The 21,658-nt window shown below is 55.8% G+C and carries 15 protein-coding genes and 1 tRNA gene; 12 read left to right on the top strand and 4 right to left on the bottom strand.

Annotated features, from left to right (window positions below):
• The first annotated feature begins 402 nt into the window (after positions 1 to 402).
• The 3 genes from Pan97_RS16355 (at position 403) to Pan97_RS16345 (ending at position 3,395) form a co-directional block, all read left to right on the top strand.
• Positions 403 to 1,050, top strand: a complete 648-nt coding sequence (locus Pan97_RS16355; RefSeq protein ID WP_261342356.1) for a sulfotransferase family protein — start codon at positions 403 to 405, stop codon at positions 1,048 to 1,050.
• 1 nt (position 1,051) lies between these two features.
• Entirely contained in the window at positions 1,052 to 1,672 is a 621-nt protein-coding gene (locus Pan97_RS16350; protein ID WP_144974358.1) for a hypothetical protein, read from the top strand.
• A 595-nt stretch (positions 1,673 to 2,267) separates the two neighbouring features.
• Positions 2,268 to 3,395: an ISAs1 family transposase gene (locus Pan97_RS16345; protein ID WP_144970136.1), complete on the top strand. Its 1,128-nt coding sequence runs from the start codon at positions 2,268 to 2,270 to the stop codon at positions 3,393 to 3,395.
• 569 nt (positions 3,396 to 3,964) lie between these two features.
• On the opposite strand, the gene Pan97_RS16340 is transcribed toward Pan97_RS16345, so the two are convergent.
• Positions 3,965 to 4,054, bottom strand: a tRNA-Ser gene (locus Pan97_RS16340).
• Positions 4,055 to 4,280: 226 nt separating this feature from the next.
• On the opposite strand from Pan97_RS16340, the gene Pan97_RS16335 reads away from it, so the two are divergent.
• Positions 4,281 to 5,855 (top strand): M20/M25/M40 family metallo-hydrolase, encoded by a 1,575-nt coding sequence (locus Pan97_RS16335; RefSeq protein ID WP_165698802.1) that lies wholly within the window; start codon positions 4,281 to 4,283, stop codon positions 5,853 to 5,855.
• Positions 5,856 to 6,134: 279 nt separating this feature from the next.
• Here the strand turns inward: Pan97_RS16335 and Pan97_RS16330 are convergent, their stop codons facing one another.
• A complete protein-coding gene (locus tag Pan97_RS16330) occupies positions 6,135 to 6,902 on the bottom strand; it encodes an AraC family transcriptional regulator (RefSeq protein WP_144974354.1) in 768 nt (255 codons plus the stop codon).
• Between the two features lie 184 nt (positions 6,903 to 7,086).
• Between Pan97_RS16330 and Pan97_RS16325 the strand changes: the two genes are divergently transcribed.
• Entirely contained in the window at positions 7,087 to 8,145 is a 1,059-nt protein-coding gene (locus Pan97_RS16325) for a DUF1559 domain-containing protein (protein WP_144974352.1), read from the top strand.
• A gap of 102 nt (positions 8,146 to 8,247) precedes the next feature.
• On the top strand, positions 8,248 to 8,655 hold the full coding sequence (locus Pan97_RS16320) for a carboxypeptidase-like regulatory domain-containing protein (RefSeq protein WP_144974350.1): 408 nt from the start codon (positions 8,248 to 8,250) through the stop codon (positions 8,653 to 8,655).
• On the opposite strand, the gene Pan97_RS16315 is transcribed toward Pan97_RS16320, so the two are convergent.
• Positions 8,652 to 10,199 (bottom strand): cryptochrome/photolyase family protein, encoded by a 1,548-nt coding sequence (locus tag Pan97_RS16315; RefSeq protein ID WP_144974348.1) that lies wholly within the window; start codon positions 10,197 to 10,199, stop codon positions 8,652 to 8,654. The genes Pan97_RS16320 and Pan97_RS16315 overlap by 4 nt on opposite strands.
• A 627-nt stretch (positions 10,200 to 10,826) precedes the next feature.
• On the opposite strand from Pan97_RS16315, the gene Pan97_RS16310 reads away from it, so the two are divergent.
• The gene (locus Pan97_RS16310) at positions 10,827 to 11,354 is read left to right on the top strand and encodes an opioid growth factor receptor-related protein (RefSeq protein ID WP_144974346.1); all 528 of its coding nucleotides are present in this window, start codon (positions 10,827 to 10,829) and stop codon (positions 11,352 to 11,354) included.
• A 7-nt stretch (positions 11,355 to 11,361) separates the two neighbouring features.
• Here Pan97_RS16310 and Pan97_RS16305 read toward each other — a convergent pair whose 3' ends face one another.
• A complete protein-coding gene (locus Pan97_RS16305) occupies positions 11,362 to 12,405 on the bottom strand; it encodes an FAD:protein FMN transferase (protein ID WP_144974344.1) in 1,044 nt (347 codons plus the stop codon).
• Between the two features lie 188 nt (positions 12,406 to 12,593).
• Here Pan97_RS16305 and Pan97_RS16300 point away from each other — a divergent pair, with 188 nt between their 5' ends.
• The 5 genes from Pan97_RS16300 to Pan97_RS16280 all read left to right on the top strand — a co-directional run bounded on the left by Pan97_RS16300 (position 12,594) and on the right by Pan97_RS16280 (position 21,334).
• A complete protein-coding gene (locus Pan97_RS16300) occupies positions 12,594 to 13,982 on the top strand; it encodes a Gfo/Idh/MocA family protein (protein WP_144974342.1) in 1,389 nt (462 codons plus the stop codon).
• A 195-nt stretch (positions 13,983 to 14,177) separates the two neighbouring features.
• On the top strand, positions 14,178 to 15,965 hold the full coding sequence (locus Pan97_RS16295; protein WP_144974340.1) for a sensor histidine kinase: 1,788 nt from the start codon (positions 14,178 to 14,180) through the stop codon (positions 15,963 to 15,965).
• Between the two features lie 171 nt (positions 15,966 to 16,136).
• Entirely contained in the window at positions 16,137 to 16,826 is a 690-nt protein-coding gene (phoU, locus tag Pan97_RS16290; protein WP_144974338.1) for a phosphate signaling complex protein PhoU, read from the top strand.
• A gap of 34 nt (positions 16,827 to 16,860) precedes the next feature.
• A complete protein-coding gene (locus tag Pan97_RS16285) occupies positions 16,861 to 17,619 on the top strand; it encodes a response regulator (protein WP_144974336.1) in 759 nt (252 codons plus the stop codon).
• Between the two features lie 271 nt (positions 17,620 to 17,890).
• A complete protein-coding gene (locus Pan97_RS16280; RefSeq protein WP_144974334.1) occupies positions 17,891 to 21,334 on the top strand; it encodes a pyruvate carboxylase in 3,444 nt (1,147 codons plus the stop codon).
• Positions 21,335 to 21,658 lie beyond the last annotated feature (324 nt).

Raw genomic sequence — 21,658 nt, 5'->3', positions numbered from 1 at the left:
GGGGACTGCGCCAGCATTTTTGCAACTTGTTGCACTTGTAAGTGTTGTTTGGGCTGAGGTTCATGACTCGCGACTTGAGGGCAGACTCGTTTCGAAAGCGAAAAGGGAAAGCTCATTGAGTTTCCTCAATTTGATGCGCTAGACAGTCGTCTGAGTGTTGATCGTCCTATTAACGGGATCGATTGGTCGCAGCAGTTGAATGCATGCTCTGTGGGGCCAATCGGGAATTGGCATCCGTCATGGTGATTGCGAAAATGTTAGCGGTGATGATCGGTTCGGATGAGGTTCGACTTCTATGGATATTCCCGATATATTTCGTGAATGTTGTCCATGTCGATGGACCTGAAATGCTTGTTAATAAAGTTCCTGCCGATATTCGTAGGCATAGGATGAGTAAATATTTTGGCTAAAGTTCATTCCAAAAGCGCCGCTAAGATTTTCGGAATCGGAATGCCAAAGACTGGAACGACCAGTCTCAATCAGGCGTTAAATGCGCTTGGTATACGAACGCTTCATTGGCTTTCCGAGAAGCGGACTCTCGATCAATTAGAAAAGGGGGACTTGCGTCTTGATGCTTTGCGAAACCACGATGGCGTGACGGATATTATTGGAATGCTCTGGTACAAAGAACTCGATCGGATCTTTCCGGGGAGTAAATTTATTCTAACCGTTCGCCAAAAAGAGGATTGGCTGGAAAGCGCTTCCCATTTTTGGCCCAAGAATGAGGCGAAGAAAAAAGAACGGGCCCTCTACTATTATCGAACGTCCGTCTTTGGGTGTCTCGACTTTCGTCGCGATCATTTTTGGGACGTTTATGAAGATCATCGACACAACGTTCGCCGATATTTTGTCGATCGTCCGCAAGACCTGCTTGAAATCGATATTTGTTCAGGCCAAGGCTGGGAAAAGTTATGCCCCTTCTTGAATATCGAAACCCCGGACATACCGTTTCCCCATCTCAATCACTATCGCAAAAAGTCTGAGCCTGGCGACCAGCAAGACGCGAACTCTTTGAACCATTTTATTCAGATCGATTCTACGCAGATTTAGCATGTTTGCCTACCTGATAAGCTTGCCCCATTCCCCTCGCACGGCCCCGGCATTCGAGCGATTGACGACGAGTTTCCCTGACTTTACCTGGATTGTTTCACCAGGCGTACGAGTTGCCGAGACTCGCCTTACCTACGAAGAAATGCGAGAGCTTGAGTGTTATCGCAATTGGAAAATGCTGCACGACGGTTATCCGGCAAGAGCTGTGGGATGCCGCCTGGCAGGGCTTCAGGCGATTTCGCAGGGTCTGCAAAATGCACTGTTGCGAGGCGACCCTTACTTCGCGATTTTCCAGGACGATGCCACCCCAAGCGACGACGCGTCGCAGCGGCTTCAATCTTTGCTCCACGTAAACGGTGGCGATTGGGAGTGTCTGTGGCTGGACGAAACGCAATTAATGTCCCCCAAGGGGCCCAATGGGCAACTACTAGGGGCTCGACTTGCGACCGGAATGGTTTTGCGAACGGAATACGCTTCCGACATTGTCGAGCGATTGTCGGAAGCAAGTTGCGAATGGGATGTCTGGATGCATCGAGAGATGGCGAACGGGCGAAAGTATTTCAGCGATCAAATCGTGCGCCAAATGTCAGGCGTCAGCGAGATCACGGGGAGACTTAAATAGAGTTGGAAGCGGTCATCCCGTCTAGCGGACGCTACCGAAGACCGATGCAACTTCCGCTTCTATTCCAAAAATTCCGCCAACGAGCCCAAGTCGAAACCCTGATGAGCATGATCAAGCGTCGCCAAGGCAACTTCATCCGAGGAAAAACGGAGCCAAGCCGCGACAAAGAATTACACCTGATAGTGCTGACCCACAATGTCATGATTCTCTGGTGGGCTTGAGTTTTCTACAGAAATAGTCCTGACACCTTTTCTTCCTCTTTTCTTCCTCACATTAATGGCTGAGAGAGCCTGTGAAGTCTAGTGGTAGGAAACATTTGAAATCCGAGAATTGTGACTGATTGCTCATGCTTCTTTAGTGTAAGAAATACGCCGAACTTGACTTCTTCACTCGTCTCACCATCTTCCACAATTTTGTTGTTATGGTCAAAGTACCAACAGTAGTCGCAATCATCCATTGATTGAGATCCAGTGAGGTTCCTGGGCACGGCGATTGCGCCATGATGGGTTATCTGCGACACTGAGGCAATGGCGGTCAGGCGATTTTGTGACGGAGGTTGTCGCGGCCTGATCCGGTGTTCTCAGGTGCCTTTCTCATGTCGTCACGTTCGCCTGTTTCCCTTCAAGAGTGCTTTGCCGATCTGACCGATCCGCGGACTCGCAAGGTGACTTATCCGTTAACGAATATCGTGACCATCGCGCTGTGTGCGGTGATGAGTGGGGCGGATGATTTTGTGGCTATCGCCGACTGGGCCGAGATGAAGAAGGAGTGGCTGGGTAAGTTCCTTGATTTGAGTTCCGGCATCCCTTCGCACGATCGCTTTAATGCGATCTTGGCTTCGCTGAATCCGGCTGAGTTTGAGAAGTGTTTGCTGACTTGGATCACCGCCTTACACGAAATCACCGACGGGCAGATCATCGCGATTGACGGCAAGACGCTGCGGCGGAGTTTCGACAAGGCCAGCAGCAAGGCGGCCATTCACATGGTCAGTGCCTGGGCGACTGCCAATCATGTGAGTCTCGGCCAGGTAGTAACCGACGCGAAGAGCAACGAGATCACCGCCATTCCCAAACTGCTTGAAATCGTCGAGGTTTCCGGCAGTTTAGTGACGATTGACGCTCAAGGTTGCCAACAGGACATCGCTCAGAAGATCGTCGACCAGGGAGCCGATTATTGCCTGGCCGTGAAGCGCAATCAGCCGACCCTCCACGATTCGATCGAAGATTTTTTTGTCGCGCAGCAGGAAAGCAATTTCAAGCGAGCCAAAGTACACCGTCACGAAACGCACGAGAAAGGGCATGGTCGCGAGGAGTCGCGTTCCTATTATATCTGCCCTGTGAACGACGAGATCATCACACGAGATCGTTGGTCGAACTTGAGGGCGATCGGGATGACGATCAATATCGTGAAGCAAGGCGGGAACGAGACGAGCGAGGTGCGATACTATATCCTGAGCAAGTACCTTTCCGGCAAGCGTTTCGCCGAGGCCGTTCGCGGTCATTGGGGCATTGAAAACAGCCTGCACTGGCAACTGGACGTGACGTTCGGTGAAGATCAATCTCGCATCCGCAAAGGGCACGCCGACGCCAACTTTAGCCTGCTACGAAGGACGAGCCTGAGCCTGCTGAAGAACAACAAGACAGCCAAGGTCGGCGTGAAGAACAAACGATTAAAATGCGGCTGGGGCGATGACTACCGCATGGAAGTCCTGCTGGGACGGTGAGTTATGGTGCAATCGCCGTGGTTGAGTCATCGAGGCACACTGCAGTTGCAAATGTCCTCTCTATCTCGGCTGAAATAAAGTCAAAAAATGTGTCCATGAATTCAATCAATTCGCTCGATGTCGTATTTCTTAAATAATGACTCAAGGATTTCGTGTGTATCAGAATAGGTGTCAGTATCAGAAAAGGTGTCAGGACTCTTTTTCGTCACTACCTGTTTTCCTTGGTCGGCCTCTGGGGCGTAGGGTCGAGTCTAGGTTTAAGCGCAGGGCGGTTGTCAGGGTCCATTCGGGGTCGCCCAGGGGCGAGCCTCGGCGGATGGCGTGTTGGACAGCGTTGACTTCGGTCTCGGACATGCCTTGGTTTACACGCTCTTTCCAGCGAGGTGGTCTCGCCATCGGCCACGGCGAAAGAAGCTTGAGGGAAAGAAAAAGAGTCCTGGCACCTGTTCTCGTCGGCTCGTAAGGGATGCCGTTTCGGTCTTTTTTGTCTCAGCCACTGAGACAAATAAGACCACCTCAGCGCAAAACAAAAGCCGACAACGACTTACGTTGACGGCTTCGCTAGAAAGCGGAGAGAACGGGATTCGAACCCGTGGAACGGTTTTACACCGTTCACCGGTTTAGCAAACCGGCGCATTCGACCACTCTGCCATCTCTCCTGTGGGAAAGCGAAAGTCTACACCCTTTTCCCGTAGCCCTCAACGGGACCTCCTTCGCTTTTTCCTAATATGGCCTATGGTTACGGTGAAATAAGCCGTTCAAAATGGGGCTTACGCCCCCACGATCGCCAAATTCGGAATAACCATGTCCCCATTTACTCAAAGTGTGCCTTTTATCACCTTGGTGAAGGTGGGCACCTCTCAGGGATTCTTAGGGAAAGCAGCCATGATGTTACGTCTTGGGACAGTTGCCGCGCTGGTGGGGTTCGTTAGTTTTCAAGCCAGCTTTGCCGGCGAGCTTTCGCACTCGGCCGCTTTGGATACGATCCGGAAAGAAGACGTCAAGCGGCATGTCGATATCCTGGCCGACGACAGCTTCGAAGGACGCGAAGCCGGTAGCCGGGGAGGGCGTGCGGCGGGGAATTACCTCGAAGGGCTGTTTTCCAAATACGGTCTGAAACCAGCCGGTGATAACGGCACGTTCTTTCAACTGTTTCATGGCGGCTCGCGAAATATCTTGGGGATCTTGCCAGGCGAGAAGGGGGCCGACGAAGGTGATCTGATCGTCGTGGGGGCCCATTACGATCATGTCGGGTACGGGAGTCGATCCAACAGCTTCGGCCCGTTTGGCTATGTCCATAACGGTGCCGACGATAATGCAAGTGGCACGGCCGCTCTGCTGGAAGTCGTTCAGGCCCTGACCGAGATGAAAGCCAAGCCCAAGCGCACTATTCTGTTCGTTCTGTGGGACGGTGAAGAGAAAGGGCTGTTGGGATCGAAGTACTGGGTCGAGCACCCGACCGTCCAATGGGATCGAATTCGGTTGTACGTCAATCTCGACATGGTCGGCCGGTTGCGACCCCAAGGGGTCGAAGTTTACGGAACGCGGACTCTGCCAGGGCTTCGCCAGAAGATTGCTCGGGCCAACATGACCAGCGACCTGAAACTCGACTTCCGCTGGGAGATGACCGACAACAGCGATCACTACACCTTCTATTCCCGTTCGATCCCGACGCTCATGTTTCATACGGGGCTGCACGGTGAATACCATCGTCCACAGGATGACGCTCATTTGATCAATCACGACGGCGTTCAGGCCGTGGCTCGACTTACGGCGGAAACGATTTGGGAGGAAGCCAATCGGGACGTCTTTCCCGCGTTCCGGACGCGATCTCGCCTGGAATCGGAGTCGGAGCGGAAGCGTTTCGAGGTGGCTCGGTCGGTGAATCGCTCGCGACTGGGCATTCGCTGGAATTCCGAACAGCAGCAAGCAGGTCAGGGACTGCTCATTGCTTCGGTGACCCCGGACGGTCCCGCCAGCCGCGGCGGAGTTCAGGCCGGCGATCGGCTGGTCGAGTTTGCCGGCATCCCACTTACCAGCGTGGAAGAGTTCCTGGCCCAGGTTCAAGCGGCGCCTATGAATGTTGTGCTGAAGGTCGAGCGAGAAGGGGAGGAGGAACCGCTGCCACTGGAAGTGACGCTCAACTTGAACCCGGCACCGGTTGGTATCTCTTGGACGAACGATCCGGCTGAGCCTGGCTCGATCATGTTGACCAACGTGACGACAGGTTCGGTCGCCGATCTTGCGGGGCTCAAGCCACTGGACCGCGTTTACGAGGTCAACGGCTTTCCGGTGGAAAGCAGCGATCACTTCAAACATCTGGTGACCCAATATCAAGATCCGACCACGCTGCTGGTCGATCGGCAGGGGCATATGCTGCAGGTCCAGTTGCCGCTGGAGGCAATCCGATCGCTTCTTAATACAGCGGAAGAAACAGCGGAACCGGAAGTGCAGCCTTAAGGAATGCTTTTCTCACAAACATTCCTCGGCAAAACTCGTTTTTGTCAATTCTCGACACTCAGCGTATCGAGAAATGCCAAGACGATGAACTCGTTTGGCAATATCTTACATAGCTGAAATTGTGGTCCGCAGGTTCGTCTGTCCGATCAAACAGAACGCGGACTGTTTCACTAGGTGAAAACAAATAGCCGGGGAATAACCATGACCACGCAAGTCGTCGTCGAGACCATCGACGTATAGTCAAAGTGCTGGAAAGGTGGCCGCAGGACGGGCAGAACGCTACTTCCCGTCCTGCGTCATCTTCCGGTATTTCAGTGGCGACAATCCGGTGATTCGTTTGAACTGTTTGCAGAACGAAGGCTGATCGCTGAAGCCGCAGTCCATCGCCACGGCGGCAACGTTCTTGCCACCGTCTCTCAGCATGACGGCGGCGGCCTCTACGCGTTGCCGAATCAAGTACTGCGAAGGCGTGATCTGAATCATGCTTCGCATCAGTCGTTCGAACTGGCTGACCGATAGCCCCGATTCTTCGGCCAATTGTTGAATTCTCAAAGGCTTGGCGAAGTCAGTCTGCATGCGTCGCAAGGCAACGGAAAGCTTGTTGTAGCGATCGTCCTTTTCGGTCGGAGCGTGCAGATCCCGCGACATGCCGATGATCGCAATCACCTCCTGGGCCACGTTCTTGGCCAGAACCTTGCTGGTGATGTACCAGCCTAACGATCCGTCGGGATTGGTAATCATCTCCAATTGATCGTGCAGATTTTGCCCGCGACTTAGTAGCTGCCGGTCCTGCTGCTGGTAGCCTACCGCCAGGGCCTGGGGATAGATATCGAAGGCCGTTCGACCAATCACTTCTTCTCGACGGAGTTTCGGAACGCTGCGCAAAAATGCACTATTTACGCTTAGGTAACGTCCCTCCAGATCTTTGATGCAGAGGTTCACATCGTCGAGCCGGGCGAATAATTCTTCGACCAGTGCCAGCGTTGGGGCCTGGGCAAAAAGACGATCGAGATGTGCCTCCCATTCGTTTTTGTATTTATTCGGCATGCTGGCAGTCGATTCGATCAAAGACGAAATCGGAAGTTTCAATGAAAATAAGTCGTGTCGTTGGGAAATAAACTCTTTAGCGATGCCCCTTCTCCATCATGCCACTTAGCGAGAAGCCCCACCACCTCGCTGAGCCAATCATATTTCATTTTTTCTTACATGATTGAAATCTGGAGAAGTCCCTATGTTAGCTCGAATGGGTACCGAGAAGCGAGGTTTTACGCTTGTCGAACTATTGGTCGTGATTGCGATCATTGGTGTCTTAATTGCTTTGCTGTTGCCGGCCGTTCAACAGGCCCGCGAAGCGGCTCGCCGGATGCAGTGCTCGAATAATCTCAAGCAGATGGCCTTGGCGACGCACAATTACCATGACGTCCACCTGCAGTTTCCGCCTGGGCATGTCGCCGAATCGAACACGCCTAATGGCTGGGCACGACGTGGTTCCTGGATGGTTCGCATCCTGCCGTTCATCGAACAGAAAGCCGCTTACGATCAATCGCAGTTGCCTGGGGGCGGCCTCGATAACCATAGTGCAGGCTGGGCCGCACCGCTTCTGGCCTGGCAGGCCGTGAACGAGGCTCGTGTCGATGGGTTCTGGTGCCCTTCGAGCCCGTTGCCCAAGACGTACACGCAACCTACTTCGTCCGCTTCGCAAAGCGCAGGGGCTCCTGCCGAAATCGAAGTCCAGATCTCGGACTATGCGGCTAATGCGGGATGTGCTTTCAAGGGAGGAACCACGAACACGGCTCACTCAACTCAGTTTTGGGGTTGGGGTGGACGTCTGGCAGACAATGGCTTCCTGCCAACATTCCTCTCGAAAGCTGTTTCGACTCAGCCTCCGTGGTATGGATCGAAAGTTGACTTCGCGGCTGTAACCGATGGTTCGAGCAATACCATCGCGATCGGCGAACAAGGAAACTTCTATCAGCAAGATAAGGACGTTCGCGCAAGCTATGTCCGCGGCGGTTGGTGGAATGGTGGATCGACCGATGCCGAAGGCTCGGACATGGCGAACTATGTTTGCACCTCGTATCCCATCAATGCCGTTAGCGTCGGTTGGATGGGAACCTCGCGCAACGAAAACGTCACCTACAACGAGACGGCATTCCGTTCGGCCCATCCAGGCGGAGCTCAATTCGCTTTGGGGGATGGTTCGGTGAAATTCATTGCCGAAACGGTCGACTTTGCCACCTACACGGCACTAATGGATCGGGCAGACGGCGTCCCGGTCGGCGAGTATTAGGGGATGAACCAGGGGGCTGACTCCTCGTAGGAGTGGGCCTCCTGGTTTTCTACCTTCCTAAATCGATTTCATTATTCGTCTCTCTGAAGCCGGAAAGGTGTCATGAATAAAATATCTATCGCATTATGCCACTGCGCCCTTGTTGTCTCATTGTTTGCTCTGGTGGGGTGCTTCGGTGGGCCTGACGTGCCGGTCGGAAAGGTGACCGGAGTGGTCACCGAAGGAGGTAAGCCACTCTCCGGAGCGACGGTAACCTTCTTTCCTGAAGGGGGCCGACCATCGGTTGGAATGACCAATGACTCGGGACACTACGAACTGCTGTTTACCGAAAGCGTCAAAGGCGCGATGGTGGGAACGCATAAAGTGAACATCAGCTACGGCGGCCCACCTCCACCGGGTGAAGCCAGTCGCGAGAGGAAGGTGAAGCGGGGCCTGCCACCCACCAGCGTTGATTGGCCGGATCCCATCGAAGTAACCGATTCGTCCAATACGATCGACTTTGATCTTTAAGCGAGTTTCCAGTCGCTGCGGAGCTGCTCCGCATGATGGCGAATCTCGGCGATTTCACCTGAGTTTCTCTTTCGCTCGACATGCTTCATTTGCAACTTCATGCGTGAGCTGGTTTGAAGCTGGTCAAAATGTCGATCGAGAAAGTCCCAATAGAAGGTCGTGATCGGGCATGCCTCTGCCCCCACGGCCTTCTTGTGGTTGTAGGCACACCCTTGGCAGAAGTTGCTCATCTTGTCGACATAATTGCCGGTCGAGCAGTACGGCTTCGTCCCCACGATGTCCCCATCGCCATGCTGGCTCATCCCCAGCGTATTGGGCAGCGAGACCCAGTCGACCGCGTCCAGGTACATCGCCATGTGCCACTGGTGAAACTTGTAGGGATGCACGCCGGTCGTCAGCGCAAAGTTGCCCAACACCATCAGGCGTTGGATATGGTGCGCATAGCCATACTTCAAAATGTGAGAAAGCGACTGCCGGATGCACTGCATGTCGGTTTGGCCATCCCAGAAGAACGATGGCAACTCGGCTTGATGGTCGAAATGATTCATCTCGGCGTACTGCGGCATCTGCGTCCAATACACGCCGCGGATGAACTCACGCCAGCCCAGGATCTGCCGGACGAAGCCTTCGACACTGGCCAGGGGGGCCGCGCCTTCCCGGTACGCCTCGACCGCCGCGGCAACGCATTCTCGCGGATCTAGCAGCTTCAGGTTCATGCTCGTCGAAAGCCGCGAGTGATGCAGAAACGGCTCGTCGGTCCACATCGCATCTTCGTACTTGCCGAAGTCACGCAGATGATATTGGACGAAGTCCGAAAGCATCCGCCGGGCCTGGCCAGGGGTGACCGGCAGGTTGAACGAGTCGACCTCGCCGGGATGATCGGCGAATCGCTCTTTGACCAGCTTGATCACTTCCTTGGTAATGTCATCGTGCGAGAACGAAGTCGGTCGACCAAGATCGCCGGGGCCCTCTTTCGAGAACGACTCGCGATTGTCGTGGTCGTAATTCCAGGTTCCGCCGACCGGCTTGCCGTCTCGCATCAGGACGTCATGTTCCCGGCGCATCTGGCGATAGGACGTTTCCATCAGCAGCGACTTGCGTCCCTGGGCGAACTTATGAAACTGGTTCACCGTGCAGTAGAAATGCACGTCCGGCAGTATGTCGATCGGCACATTGTGCTTGGCGGCGGTTTTTTCCAGTAACTCCTTCACGCGGTAGTCGCCCGGCAGAACGACACGGATCGCTTTGGGCTTCTCCTTCTTGATCGTCTGGGCAAGGAGTTCGCCGAAAGACTTGCCGGAGTCCTTCCGCTTGTCGGCGTAAAGCTGATGGTATTGAACGGTTCGGCCTGCGTCGCTGAGTTCTTTGCGAAAGTGACGCATGGCGGATAGAAACAAGACGATCCGCTGCTTGTGGCTGGGGACGTAAGTAATCTCGTGGTCATTCTCGGCCATCCATAGCAGGTCCTTCTGTGGATCGTAGCCGTCGAATAGGGCCGAGTTGCGATCGAGTTGGTCGCCGAGTATCAATAGCAAGTGTCGCATAGGCTATACCTCTCTGTCGGTAGGGCAAACCTTCATAACCGAACGAATGTTAGTTAGACAACCAAGCGAGAGGGAGAACCAAATCGAGACTGCCATGGAGAACACATGCAATTTAGAATCCTTCACCTGTGTGCCCTCATGCTGGCATTCGGCTTAGCGTTTTGCGTCTATACACTCTCGCAGTCTTACTGGTATGCCTACGTATCCTTTGCGGTGCTCTTCTACATCGTCCTTGTTTTGCGACCCTCTGATGATACGCATTGGTTATCCACTAGCGTCAGGAGGATCTTGTTGGGCGTTCTATCCAGCTTAACGGCGACTTCCCTTGTTGCAGCCGTGCATGCATATGCTTACACCGTCTGGCGCGATTCTGGAGGTAATGTTGTAGTGAAACTCAGCCCTGAAGCGGCGGTTATTCAGACCATATTTGTAATCGTCAGCTACGGACTTCTCTTCATGCTCCCTGTAATTTGTTTCCAGTGGCTGGTTGGAAAACTACGACGATCCTTGACACCAGCGAATGATCGACCGGACGACCCGGCCACGTAGGCCGAATTATCTCGCCAAGCGGTCAACAATTGCCTATTGTTAACGGTAAGTCATCGCCTCGCTTTAAGGAGAGTCAACATGACGTCGCGCGTTGTCGATTTCTATTGTCATGAGGGAACCGATGCCCAGGGGCGAACGGTTCTCGATATGATCGCGATGACCGACAGCGAGTTGGAATCGCACCACGATATCATCCAGTGGATGTTTCCCCTGCATGAAACGTCCAGCGTGAATCCCGATTGCCCATTGGTCGACGAGCATTCGGCACACGTCTTGCGCGAGAACATCGATGCCCGGCAGCGGATGCACGAAATGATCACGCGGTTCGGACGATTTCTCGGATTCGAACTCGAAGAAGAGGGACAGTTCATCCCTGACCCGAGCCTGGAAAGCAACCGCGAGAACTGGCACTCTCCCATGAACCACAACCACTTGCGTATCACGCGGGTCATTCGCAGCATGAGGTTGTTTGGGTTTGAGAAGGAAGCCCAGGCGTTCTTCGACGCCGTATCCAAGTCGGCCATCGAGTCGCAGTGCGCGACCGAGCGAACACTGGCCTATTGGAAACAGGCATTGGAAGACCCCGTGTTCGCATCCATTCGCTGACCAAGCTCTATTTCTTCTGGCTATGCTCGCTCAGCCAGGTGCCCAAGTTTTTACTAGCCCAGGTAATCGGCTTCTCGTCGACCAGCACTTCCATCCAGGCCGCGATGCCGGGCTCTTGCTTGAGTACCTTCGGCGTCTGGACGGGGCCAAGGACACAGATGGCCGACGCCCAGGCATCCGCCTCGGTTGCCGTTTTGGCGAAGACCGTCACCGTAGCGCGATGATCGACCCCGTAGCCTGTCCGCGGATCAAGGATGTGCGAATAACGTTTGCCGTCATGTTCGAGAAACTGAAACGCGTCCCCGGACGTGGCAACCGCGCACCCAGAGAGGTAGGCGACCAGTATCGGCGGCTGCTTCGGATCGAGCCCGGCAATGCCGACTCGCCAGCCTGGCTCACCGCGCGGAGCACCCGTTACGGCGATGTCTCCGCCGGCATCGACCAGCGCGCGCGTGATGCCATGTTTCGTTAGCACTTCGATCGCTCCGTCGATGGCGTATCCTTTCGCGATGCCTCCGAGGTCGATCCGCATGTCGCCGACGGCCAGGCTCACCGCGTGCTGCTTTTCGTCAAGCGTCATGTGCTGAGCACCCACGCTGGTTCGTACTTCTTCAATCCGCATGGGGTCCAATTGGCCGCGGCGGCGGAATCTTCGCCACTCTTTGGTCAGGGGGCCGACCGTCACGTCGAAGGCCCCATGCGACGCTCGATTGACGGCGTGAGCCTGATTCAGCACGTTCCACAGGTCGTCGCTCACCGAAATGGGCTCGGAAGTGGGAGATTTTGCAGAAAGCAGAAGCACCTCGGAATCACTCCGATAATCGCTACAAATCTGCTCGATCTCACGGATGCGTGCGAAGGCCTCGTCTGTCGCTTTTTGAAAAAGCTGGGCATCCTCGCAATCGGCCACTATGCGGACGATTGTCCCCATGTGCGGCTGGCTGACCGTGAGAAGGGAAGCCTCGTCCGCGCACAAATGTGATGCGGTCGCACTGAGAGCGACAAGAAATGCCCCCCAGATTACGGCTGCGTTTGAGAATGGTAACGTCATGATCGCTCCGACATATCGCACAGGAGGGGGCAAAAAAATTTCACGCAAGCCCTTATCTCGCCTGGAAATAATTGAATCGAAATTGAGAATCCAGTATGCTTTAAGCTTACCCTCATGGTACGACGCACGTCTAAATTTTTCCCACCTCGCCCTATCTAATATTTACGCTTAACGGAGAGTCTCCATCTATGGCTAAGAAAGATTCGAAGAATAAGACCGACGCAGCCCAGACTTCGCGGCGCGACTTCATTAAGACTGGTTCGTCCATGCTCGTTGCCGGTGGTGCCATCGCAGGTACGCTGAGCATTGCCCAAAGCGCCCATGCTTTCGGTAGCGATCAAATCAAGATTGGTTTGGTTGGCTGTGGTGGTCGTGGTACCGGTGCTGCCGACCAGGCCATGAACACCGAGGGCGACACCAAGCTCGTCGCGATGGGCGACGTCTTTGAAGATCGTCTGCAACAGAGCCTTCGTTCGCTGAAGAGCCGTCACGCCAAGCAAATCGACGTGCCGGAAGATCGTCAATTCGTTGGTTTTGACGCCTATAAAAAAGTGATCGATTCCGATTGCGATCTGGTGATCCTGGCCACCTCGCCTGGTTTCCGCCCGCTGCACTTTGAAACCGCAGTGAACGCCGGCAAGCACATCTTCATGGAGAAGCCAGTCGGGACCGACGCTCCCGGCATTCGCCGCGTGCTGGAAGCCAACAAGATCGCCAAGGAAAAGAACCTGGCCGTCGCCGTTGGTCTGCAGCGTCACCATGAAAAGGCCTACATCGAAACGATCAACCGCCTGAAGGATGGCGCGATCGGCGACATCATCTTCTGCCGAGCCTACTGGAACTCGGGTGGCGTTTGGACTCGTAACCGTTCTGCCTCGCAGACCGAACTCGAATACCAAATGCGTAACTGGTACTACTTCAACTGGCTGTGCGGCGACCATATCGTCGAGCAGCACATCCACAACATCGACGTCATCAACTGGTTGATGGATGGTCCGCCGGAAACCGCTGAAGGCCAAGGTGGTCGCCAGGTTCGTAAGGGTGCTGACAACGGTGAAATCTACGATCACCACATGATCGAATTCACCTATCCCAACGGCGTAAAGATGCTGAGCTCCTGCCGCCACATTCCTGGCTGCTGGAATAGCGTTTCGGAACATGCCCACGGCTCGAAGGGTTATGCCGACATCAGTGGCGGCAAGATCTACGATGCCAAGGGTGATCTGGCTTGGAGCTATGGCCAAGGCGGCCGTGGTGGTCACCAGGAAGAGCACCACGACTTGTTCGCTTCCTTGCGAAAAGGCGAACGTCCGAACGAAGGGGACTACGGTGCCCACAGCACGATGACCGCGATCTTCGGTCGTATGGCTACCTACTCCGGTGGTCACAGCGGCAAGGGTGGTCAGGTTCTAAAGTACCAGGACGCCTTGAATTCGGAAATTGCCCTGGCTGACTTCGACAAGTTGACCAGCATGGACGACGAAGCACCGGTCAAGCCAAATCCAGAAGCCGCCGAAAAGCAGCGCGAACAGTCCCCTTACGTCGTTCCGATGCCAGGCGAATCGATCACCATCTAAGTGTTGGTGCATTGATGTAATGCGAGAAAACCCAAGAGGGGGCGGGCCGGATGGCTCGCCCTTTTTTTGTAACTCTTGCCGATTATGAATGGAACTTCATGAAAACAGGCCCGATTCGGCCCTGCCCAAATGCCCGGCCCTTTTTATGATACAAGATGGCAATTTCTTCGCAGGGACGATTACTGACGAGACACCATGGTACGGTCACGCATAGGAACCTACATCTTACTGCTGGTAGTAGCTTTAAGCTTTGTGACCCTGGTGGCCATGACCTGGGCCGCCGGTCGAGAACGGCAGGCAGCCGTTCGTCAGGAAAGAATTCGGAACCTGGAAACGGCTGTCGAGTTGGTGAAGGCCAGCGTTCTCAACGAAGAAGACCCCAACCTGCTGGACGAAGACCGACTTCAGCGCCACGTCAAACGATACGCCGCCGAGTCAGGCTTCTACCTCACGATCATCAGCGATGGCGGCCGAGTCTTGGCCGACTCCCTGTACCCGCCAAGGCGGATGGAAAACCAACGCGATCTGAGCGAGTTTCGCGATGCCGATGCACGGAAATTTGGTTACGCCGAGCGGCTGCTGGTCGATCAAGACGTGACCATGTTGATGGTCGCACAGCGGGTTGTCCACGACGGAAATACGATCGCGTTCGTCCGTGCCGGGATGACCAAGTCCAATCTCGACAGTTCCGGCGGAGCGATCGCACTGGTCGTGGGCTGTATCGCCATCGGGACGATCATCGCCGGTGTCGTGCTGACCCGCATCGTCGAAACCAAAGCCGTCGATCCCGTCATCGACCTGACCGATGCCTGCGACGCGTTGGCTGAAAATGGCGAGATGAAGCACCTCTGGAATTCGTCGCGCGATGAACTGGGACAACTGGTGCGGCATTTTCAAGCCATGGCACTGGCCGTCACGCAGCGCGAGACGGCCCTCCGTGATCAAGCCAACCGGATCGAAACGGTGCTGGGAAGTATGGTCGAAGGAGTTTTGGCTGTGAACTCGGACCGCGTGGTGCTACTGGCGAACCACGCTGTGCGGCGACTATTGGGGATTCGCGTCGACAAGGTCGAAGGCCGCCCGTTGATCGAAGTCACCCGCATTCGCGCGCTCGACCAGTCGGTCCAGCAGGCCATGACGACCGGCGAAGCATGTTCGACCGAGTTCGAGGTTTCGTCCCCTTATCGCCGGGTGATCAATATCCAGGCGAACTGCCTGCCGGGCGATCCGTGCCCCGGCGTGGTGTTAGTGCTGCACGACATGACCGAACTGCGTCGTCTGGAAAACCTCCGGCGCGAATTCGTGGCGAACGTTTCCCATGAACTCAAAACACCCCTGGCCGCGATTCGCGCCTACGCCGAAACGCTGCACATGGGGGCCGTCGACGACGCCGAGAACCGCGACTACTTCCTCGGACAGATCACCGATCAGAGCGATCGTCTGCACGATCTGATCATGGACATGCTGCAGTTGGCCCGCGTGGAAGCCGGACAGGAAGTCTTCGACATCACCGACGTGAACGTCGCGGACATCGCCCAGTGGAGCGTCGATTCCCTGCGCGACAAAGCAGCCGCGAAGGATATTCGCCTGGTGGTTGAATCGGCCGAGGACGACGAGGTGTACGTCCGGGCCGATGAAGAAGGCTTGCGAACGATCGTCGGGAACCTGGTCGACAATGCCGTGAAGTACTCGGGCAAGCCCGGTGACGTGCTCGTCCGCTGGAAGACCGAAGGGGATCAGGTCGCCATCTCGGTGCAAGATCATGGCATTGGCATTCCCCAGGAAGCCCAGGATCGGATCTTTGAGCGGTTCTTCCGCGTCGATAAGGCTCGTTCTCGCGAAATGGGTGGTACTGGCCTGGGGCTTTCGATTGTGAAGCACTTGGCCAGTTCGTTTGGGGGTGGCGTCGACCTGGAAAGTGCCCCAGACGAGGGGTCTGTCTTCACAGTTCGGCTGAAAAGAAGTCGGGTTCTTACAAATTAACAATTGCGTTTACATTGTCTTAATAGTTTAGGGTTAACATAAGGTTCATCGAAAGCACCTCATTTCTGCCTCCTATGGCAGCCCCTGCGGGGAAAGAGGCCATTGCTTTCGATCCGAAGCCGGCGGAGCCGAGCGGACCACGGACCTAAGATATCCCTCGTAAGACACACGATGCCACTCCATCTGCAACGCGATCTCGATCACCTCCATCACGAGGTGCTATCGCTATCTGGAGTGGTCGAGGAAATGCTTGAGAAAGCAACGCGAGCACTCTTTGAACGCAACGCGCACATTGCCAACGAAGTGATTGATATCGACATCATCGTCGACGAGCGCGAAGTACAGATCGAAGAAGAATGCCTGAAAGCTCTCGCGCTGCACCAGCCTGTCGCCGTTGATCTCCGACGCATCGCGACGGTTCTAAAAGTCAACAACGACCTGGAACGGATGGCAGACCTCACGGTGAACCTGGCCGAGCGAGCCAAGAGCGTGATCGAGTTCCCCACGTTCGTCATTCCCAAACGCCTAGCCCGCATGGTCGACATGACCAAAGGGATGGTCTCGGACGTGCTCGACTCGTTCGTCAACATGGACAGCGCCGCCGCTGCCCGAGTCGGCGCGATGGACTCTCAAGTCGACCGCATGAACTGCGAGATCATCGAAGAGCTTCAGAAGGTGATGCGTGAACGCCCTGATCAAGTCGTTCCGGCGCTGCACTGCTTTTCGGCCAGCCGACACATCGAACGAATTTCCGATCATGCCGTCAATATTTCGGACGACGTGATTTACATGGTAGAGGGAGTCATCGTCCGGCACCGTTTTTCTGGCGGCGGCGAAGCAGACTCCATGACACGTGACTGATAACCTTTTTTGTTTTAGTAAATTGGACCTAAACATGGCCCGAATGAAAATTCTGATTGTCGAAGACGACCGAGCTTTGGCGGACGTGTTGGCTTACAACGTGCGTCAGGCCGGCTACGAGGTGCTCTCCGCCTACGATGGTCAGGATGGCTTAACCCAGGCGCAAGTGAAGACGCCGGATATGGTAATTCTGGACCTGATGCTTCCGGTCGTCGACGGCCTGGAAGTATGTCGCCGGCTGCGGGCAGACCCCGCCACCAAAGACGTGATGGTGCTGATGCTGACCGCCAAGGCTGAAGAGTCGGATCAACTGATCGGCTTCTCGCTGGGCGCGGACGACTACGTCACCAAGCCATTCAGCGTGAAGGTTCTGCTGGAACGGATCAAAGCCTTGGAACGTCGCCGCCGAGGCACCGAAGCGACCACGACCGATGTGGTTGCCAGCCAAGGCGTGACGATCGACCGTCGCCGCCATCGTGCCACCGTCCATGGCAAGCCGCTGCAACTGACCCGTAGCGAGTTCCGCCTGCTGGAAACGCTCACTCGCCAGCCAGGCCGCGTGTTTGACCGCTCGGAACTGATCGACGCTGCTTTGGGTGAAGACACCGTCGTGATGGAACGAACGATCGACGTTCACGTGCGGGCACTTCGCCGCAAGATGGCTGAGTTCGCCGACCTGATCGAAACCGTACGCGGTGTCGGTTACCGCTTCCGCGATCCAGGTGCCAGCCCCAGCAGCGATGCCGACGCCGACGAGGATTACGCTGAGCCAGCCAGCAGCTCGCGAGCGTAACTTTTTCTGGACGTACTTCAACCGGTCCAGCGAAAACTATCAAGAGAACGAGCAGAACGACTCGTTCTCTTTTTTGTGCGCCCAGCCATGGCGAATCGTCGGCATAATCCTCTCAAGCCGTCATCGGCAGTGTCTGATTCGATCAAATTGATGACCGACTTGCGCTCGTTTCTTCCGCCTACATTCTGGTATACTGGCTGGCTTTACCCCACAGCATCTCTCCCATCTGGCTTCCCAATCACGGGCAGCTGGTTGTTGAATACGGCCGACTATGAAAAAGATCACCAAGCTTCTGGCAGCCAACCGTAGTGAAATTGCCATCCGTATCTTCCGCAGTGCCCACGAACTGGGAATTCGGACGGTCGGGATGTATTCCTATGAAGATCGTTTCGCTCTGCATCGTTTCAAAGCGGACGAAGCCTATCTGATTGGTCAGGAAGGTGAGCCGGTTCGGGCCTATCTCGACATCCCCGGCGTGATTCACTTGTGCAAGACGCACGGCATCGATGCCATCCATCCGGGTTACGGCTTCATGTCTGAAAACCCCGACTTGGCCGATGCCTGCGAGAAAAACGGCATCGTTTTCGTCGGGCCGTCGAAACGCTGTTTGGAGATGCTGGGCGACAAAACGGCTGCCCGGAACGTGGCCAAGCAGGCGGGCGTGCCGATTCTGGGTGGTAGCGACGCCGCGATTGAAGATGTCGCGGCTGGTCGCCAGCTGGCCGAAAAGATGGGCTTTCCGATCATTCTGAAAGCCGCCAAAGGGGGCGGTGGTCGCGGGATGCGAGTCGTGAAGACGTCGGAAGAATTCGAGGCCGCCTTCAAAGAAGCCCAGCGCGAGTCGCTTAACGCGTTCGGCAGCCCCGACATCTTCATCGAGAAGTTCATCCAACAGGCACGCCATATCGAAGTGCAGCTCTTGGGAGACAAACAAGGCAACCTGGTGCACCTCTACGAGCGTGACTGTAGCGTGCAGCGGCGTCATCAGAAGGTGGTCGAAATCGCGCCGGCACCCAAGCTCGATCCCCAAACGCGGCAAGCCCTATGCGATGCGGCCGTCGCTATTGGTAAGGCGGTCGATTACTACGCCGCGGGTACCGTCGAGTTTCTGGTCGATGCCCAGACGGGCGAGTTCTACTTCATCGAAGTGAACCCGCGCATTCAGGTCGAACATACCGTCACCGAAGAAATCACCGGGATCGACCTGGTGAAGTCGCAGATTCTCGTCGCCCAGGGGGAATCGCTCGATCATCCCGAGATCGGCATTCCTAACCAGGAGTCGGTCGTGCCGTTTGGCTTTGCCCTGCAGTGCCGTGTCACTACCGAAGACGCCTCGAATAAGTTCATGCCTGACTATGGCCGCGTGACCCACTACCGCAGCGGCGCCGGCATGGGCGTGCGTCTGGATGCCGGTAGCGCGTTTAGTGGCGCCGTGGTGCATCCTTATTACGACTCGCTGCTGGTGAAGGTCACCGCGCGGGGGCGCCGCTTCGTCGATGCCGCGCGTCGCATGGAACGCGTGCTGCAAGAGTTCCGCGTGCGAGGCGTGAAGACGAACATTCCGTTTCTCAGCCGATTAATGAAACACCCCACGTTCATCGATGGCATGTGTACCACGCGCTTCATCGACGAAACGCCTGAGCTGATGCAATTCACCCCGCGAAAAGACCGCGCGACGAAGCTGCTCAAGTTCCTCGGTGATATTGCCGTCAACGGGAATCCCCTCGTCAAAGATCGAGCAATCTCCAAGCGTCGCGATCCGGCACCTACGCCAGCGATCGATGAAGACGCGCCGCTGCCCAAGGGATCGCGTGATCGCTTCAAGGAACTCGGCAGTGAGAAGTTCGCCCAGTGGGTTCGCGACCAGAACCAACTGCTGTTCACCGATACGACTTTCCGCGATGCCCACCAAAGTCTCTTGGCCACGCGGGTGCGTACCAACGACCTGCTGAACATCTCGCCGGCGTATGCTCACAACTGTGCCGATCTGTTTTCGATCGAGATGTGGGGCGGGGCGACCTTCGATACGACGATGCGATTCTTGAAGGAATCGCCGTGGCAGCGGCTGGCCGACATGCGCGAGCGGATTCCGAACATCCTATTCCAGATGTTGCTGCGGGCATCCAATGCCGTCGGCTACACCAACTACCCCGACAACGTCGTCAAGGCATTCGTTGAGGAGGCCGCTCAGGCCGGGCTCGATGTGTTCCGCGTGTTCGATGCCCTCAACTGGGTGCCGAACATGAAGGTCGCCATGGACGCGGTCATCGAGTCAGGTGCCATCTGCGAAGCTTCGATCTGTTATACCGGCGACATCAGCAACCCGAAACGCGACAAGTACACGCTGCAATATTACGTCGACCTGGCCAAGCAGTTGGAATCGATGGGGGCCCACTTCCTGGCCATCAAAGACATGGCCGGGCTATGCAAGCCTACCGCTGCTCGCAAGCTGATCAAAACGCTGCGCGAAGAGATCGGCCTGCCGATTCACTTCCACACCCACGACACGGCCGGCATCCAGGCCGCTTCGATCCTGGAAGGGGCCGAGGTAGGGCTCGACATCGCCGACGCGGCCATGGCGCCACTCTCTGGAGGCACCTCGCAGCCGAACCTCAATACGGTCGTCGAGATGCTGCGAGGAACACCGCAGGAAAGCAAGCTCGGCACCAGGCAGATCGACGAAATCGCCGAGTACTGGCGATCGGTTCGCGAGTTCTACACGCCGTTTGAAAGCACCGTGCTGCCAGCAACCGCCGACTTGTATCGGCACGAAATGCCTGGCGGTCAGTACACCAACTTGTTCCAGCAAGCCCACGCACTGGGGCTTTCCGATCAATGGTCGGACATCTGCGAGATCTACGCCCAGGTAAACGAAATGCTGGGGGACATCGTGAAGGTGACCCCCACGTCGAAAGCCGTCGGTGACATGGCGCTGTTCATGGTGGCCAACGAACTGACGCCCGAGGACGTACTCAATCCCGAACGTGAACTGGCCTTCCCGGCTTCGATCAAAGACCTGCTGGGGGGACGCATGGGACAGCCGCCAGGCGGTTTCCCGGAAGGCCTCCAAAAGCGGGTGATGCGGGACGAAGCAATCCTGACGACCCGTCCTGGCGAAAGCTTCGAGCCTGCTGACTTCGACGACGCGGCAGCCAAGGTCGAGAAGATCCTGGGCCGCAAGCCAAGTCGCAACGAAGTGGTGTCGTACCTTTTGTACCCCAAGGTATACGAAGAGTTCGCCAAGCATGAAGTCGAGTTCGGCGACATCAGCAATCTGCCCACGCCGGTCTTCTTCTACGGCCAGGAGCCAGGGGAAGAACTGGTGATCGATATCGAAAAAGGGAAGACGCTGATCGTGAAGTTCCTGACGGTGAGCGATCCGCACCCCGATGGCACGCGGGTTGTCTTCTTCGAACTCAACGGCCAGCCGCGCGAAGTCAGCGTGCTGGATCACTCGCTCGAATCGGACGTTCCCAAGCGTCAAAAGGCGGATGCTGCCGACCCGAAACAGATCGGTTCGTCGATGCCTGGCATGGTGGTGACCATCGCCGTCGAGCCAGGCGAGAAGGTCGCCAAGGGACAGAAGCTACTTTCGCTCGAAGCGATGAAAATGGAAACCACCGTCTACGCCGAAGTGGCCGGAACGGTCGAAGAGGTTCTGGTCAAACCAGGCAGCCAGGTCGAAACCGGCGATCTCATGATTCGCCTGTCGTAATTCCTGTCCCCTCTCCACCGTCTGCGCATAGAGAGGGTGAGGAGGCAGACCGCAGGTCAAGCACTGCATGCGAAGCTAGTGTTCCCATCGCCGGGCCACAAGCGGCTCATGCATCGAGTAGGAACAAGAGGGATGGTTTCCATCTTGGTAACGTCCATTCATTAGCCGCTTGTCGGCGATGCCGACCCAGAGAGGAATCTCTCTGGGCCACCCCTGATTCGTTGGGCGATACGAGGGAAACGTCGTTCCAGAAACCCTTGTATGTTGAAATCTGTTTAGATTTACATTGGAATCAAGCTATCCCACGTAGTGAGCGTAGCGAAC

The organism is Bremerella volcania, from assembly GCF_007748115.1.
GTDB lineage: Bacteria > Planctomycetota > Planctomycetia > Pirellulales > Pirellulaceae > Bremerella > Bremerella volcania.
This window is presented reverse-complemented; position numbering and strand designations above follow the sequence as displayed.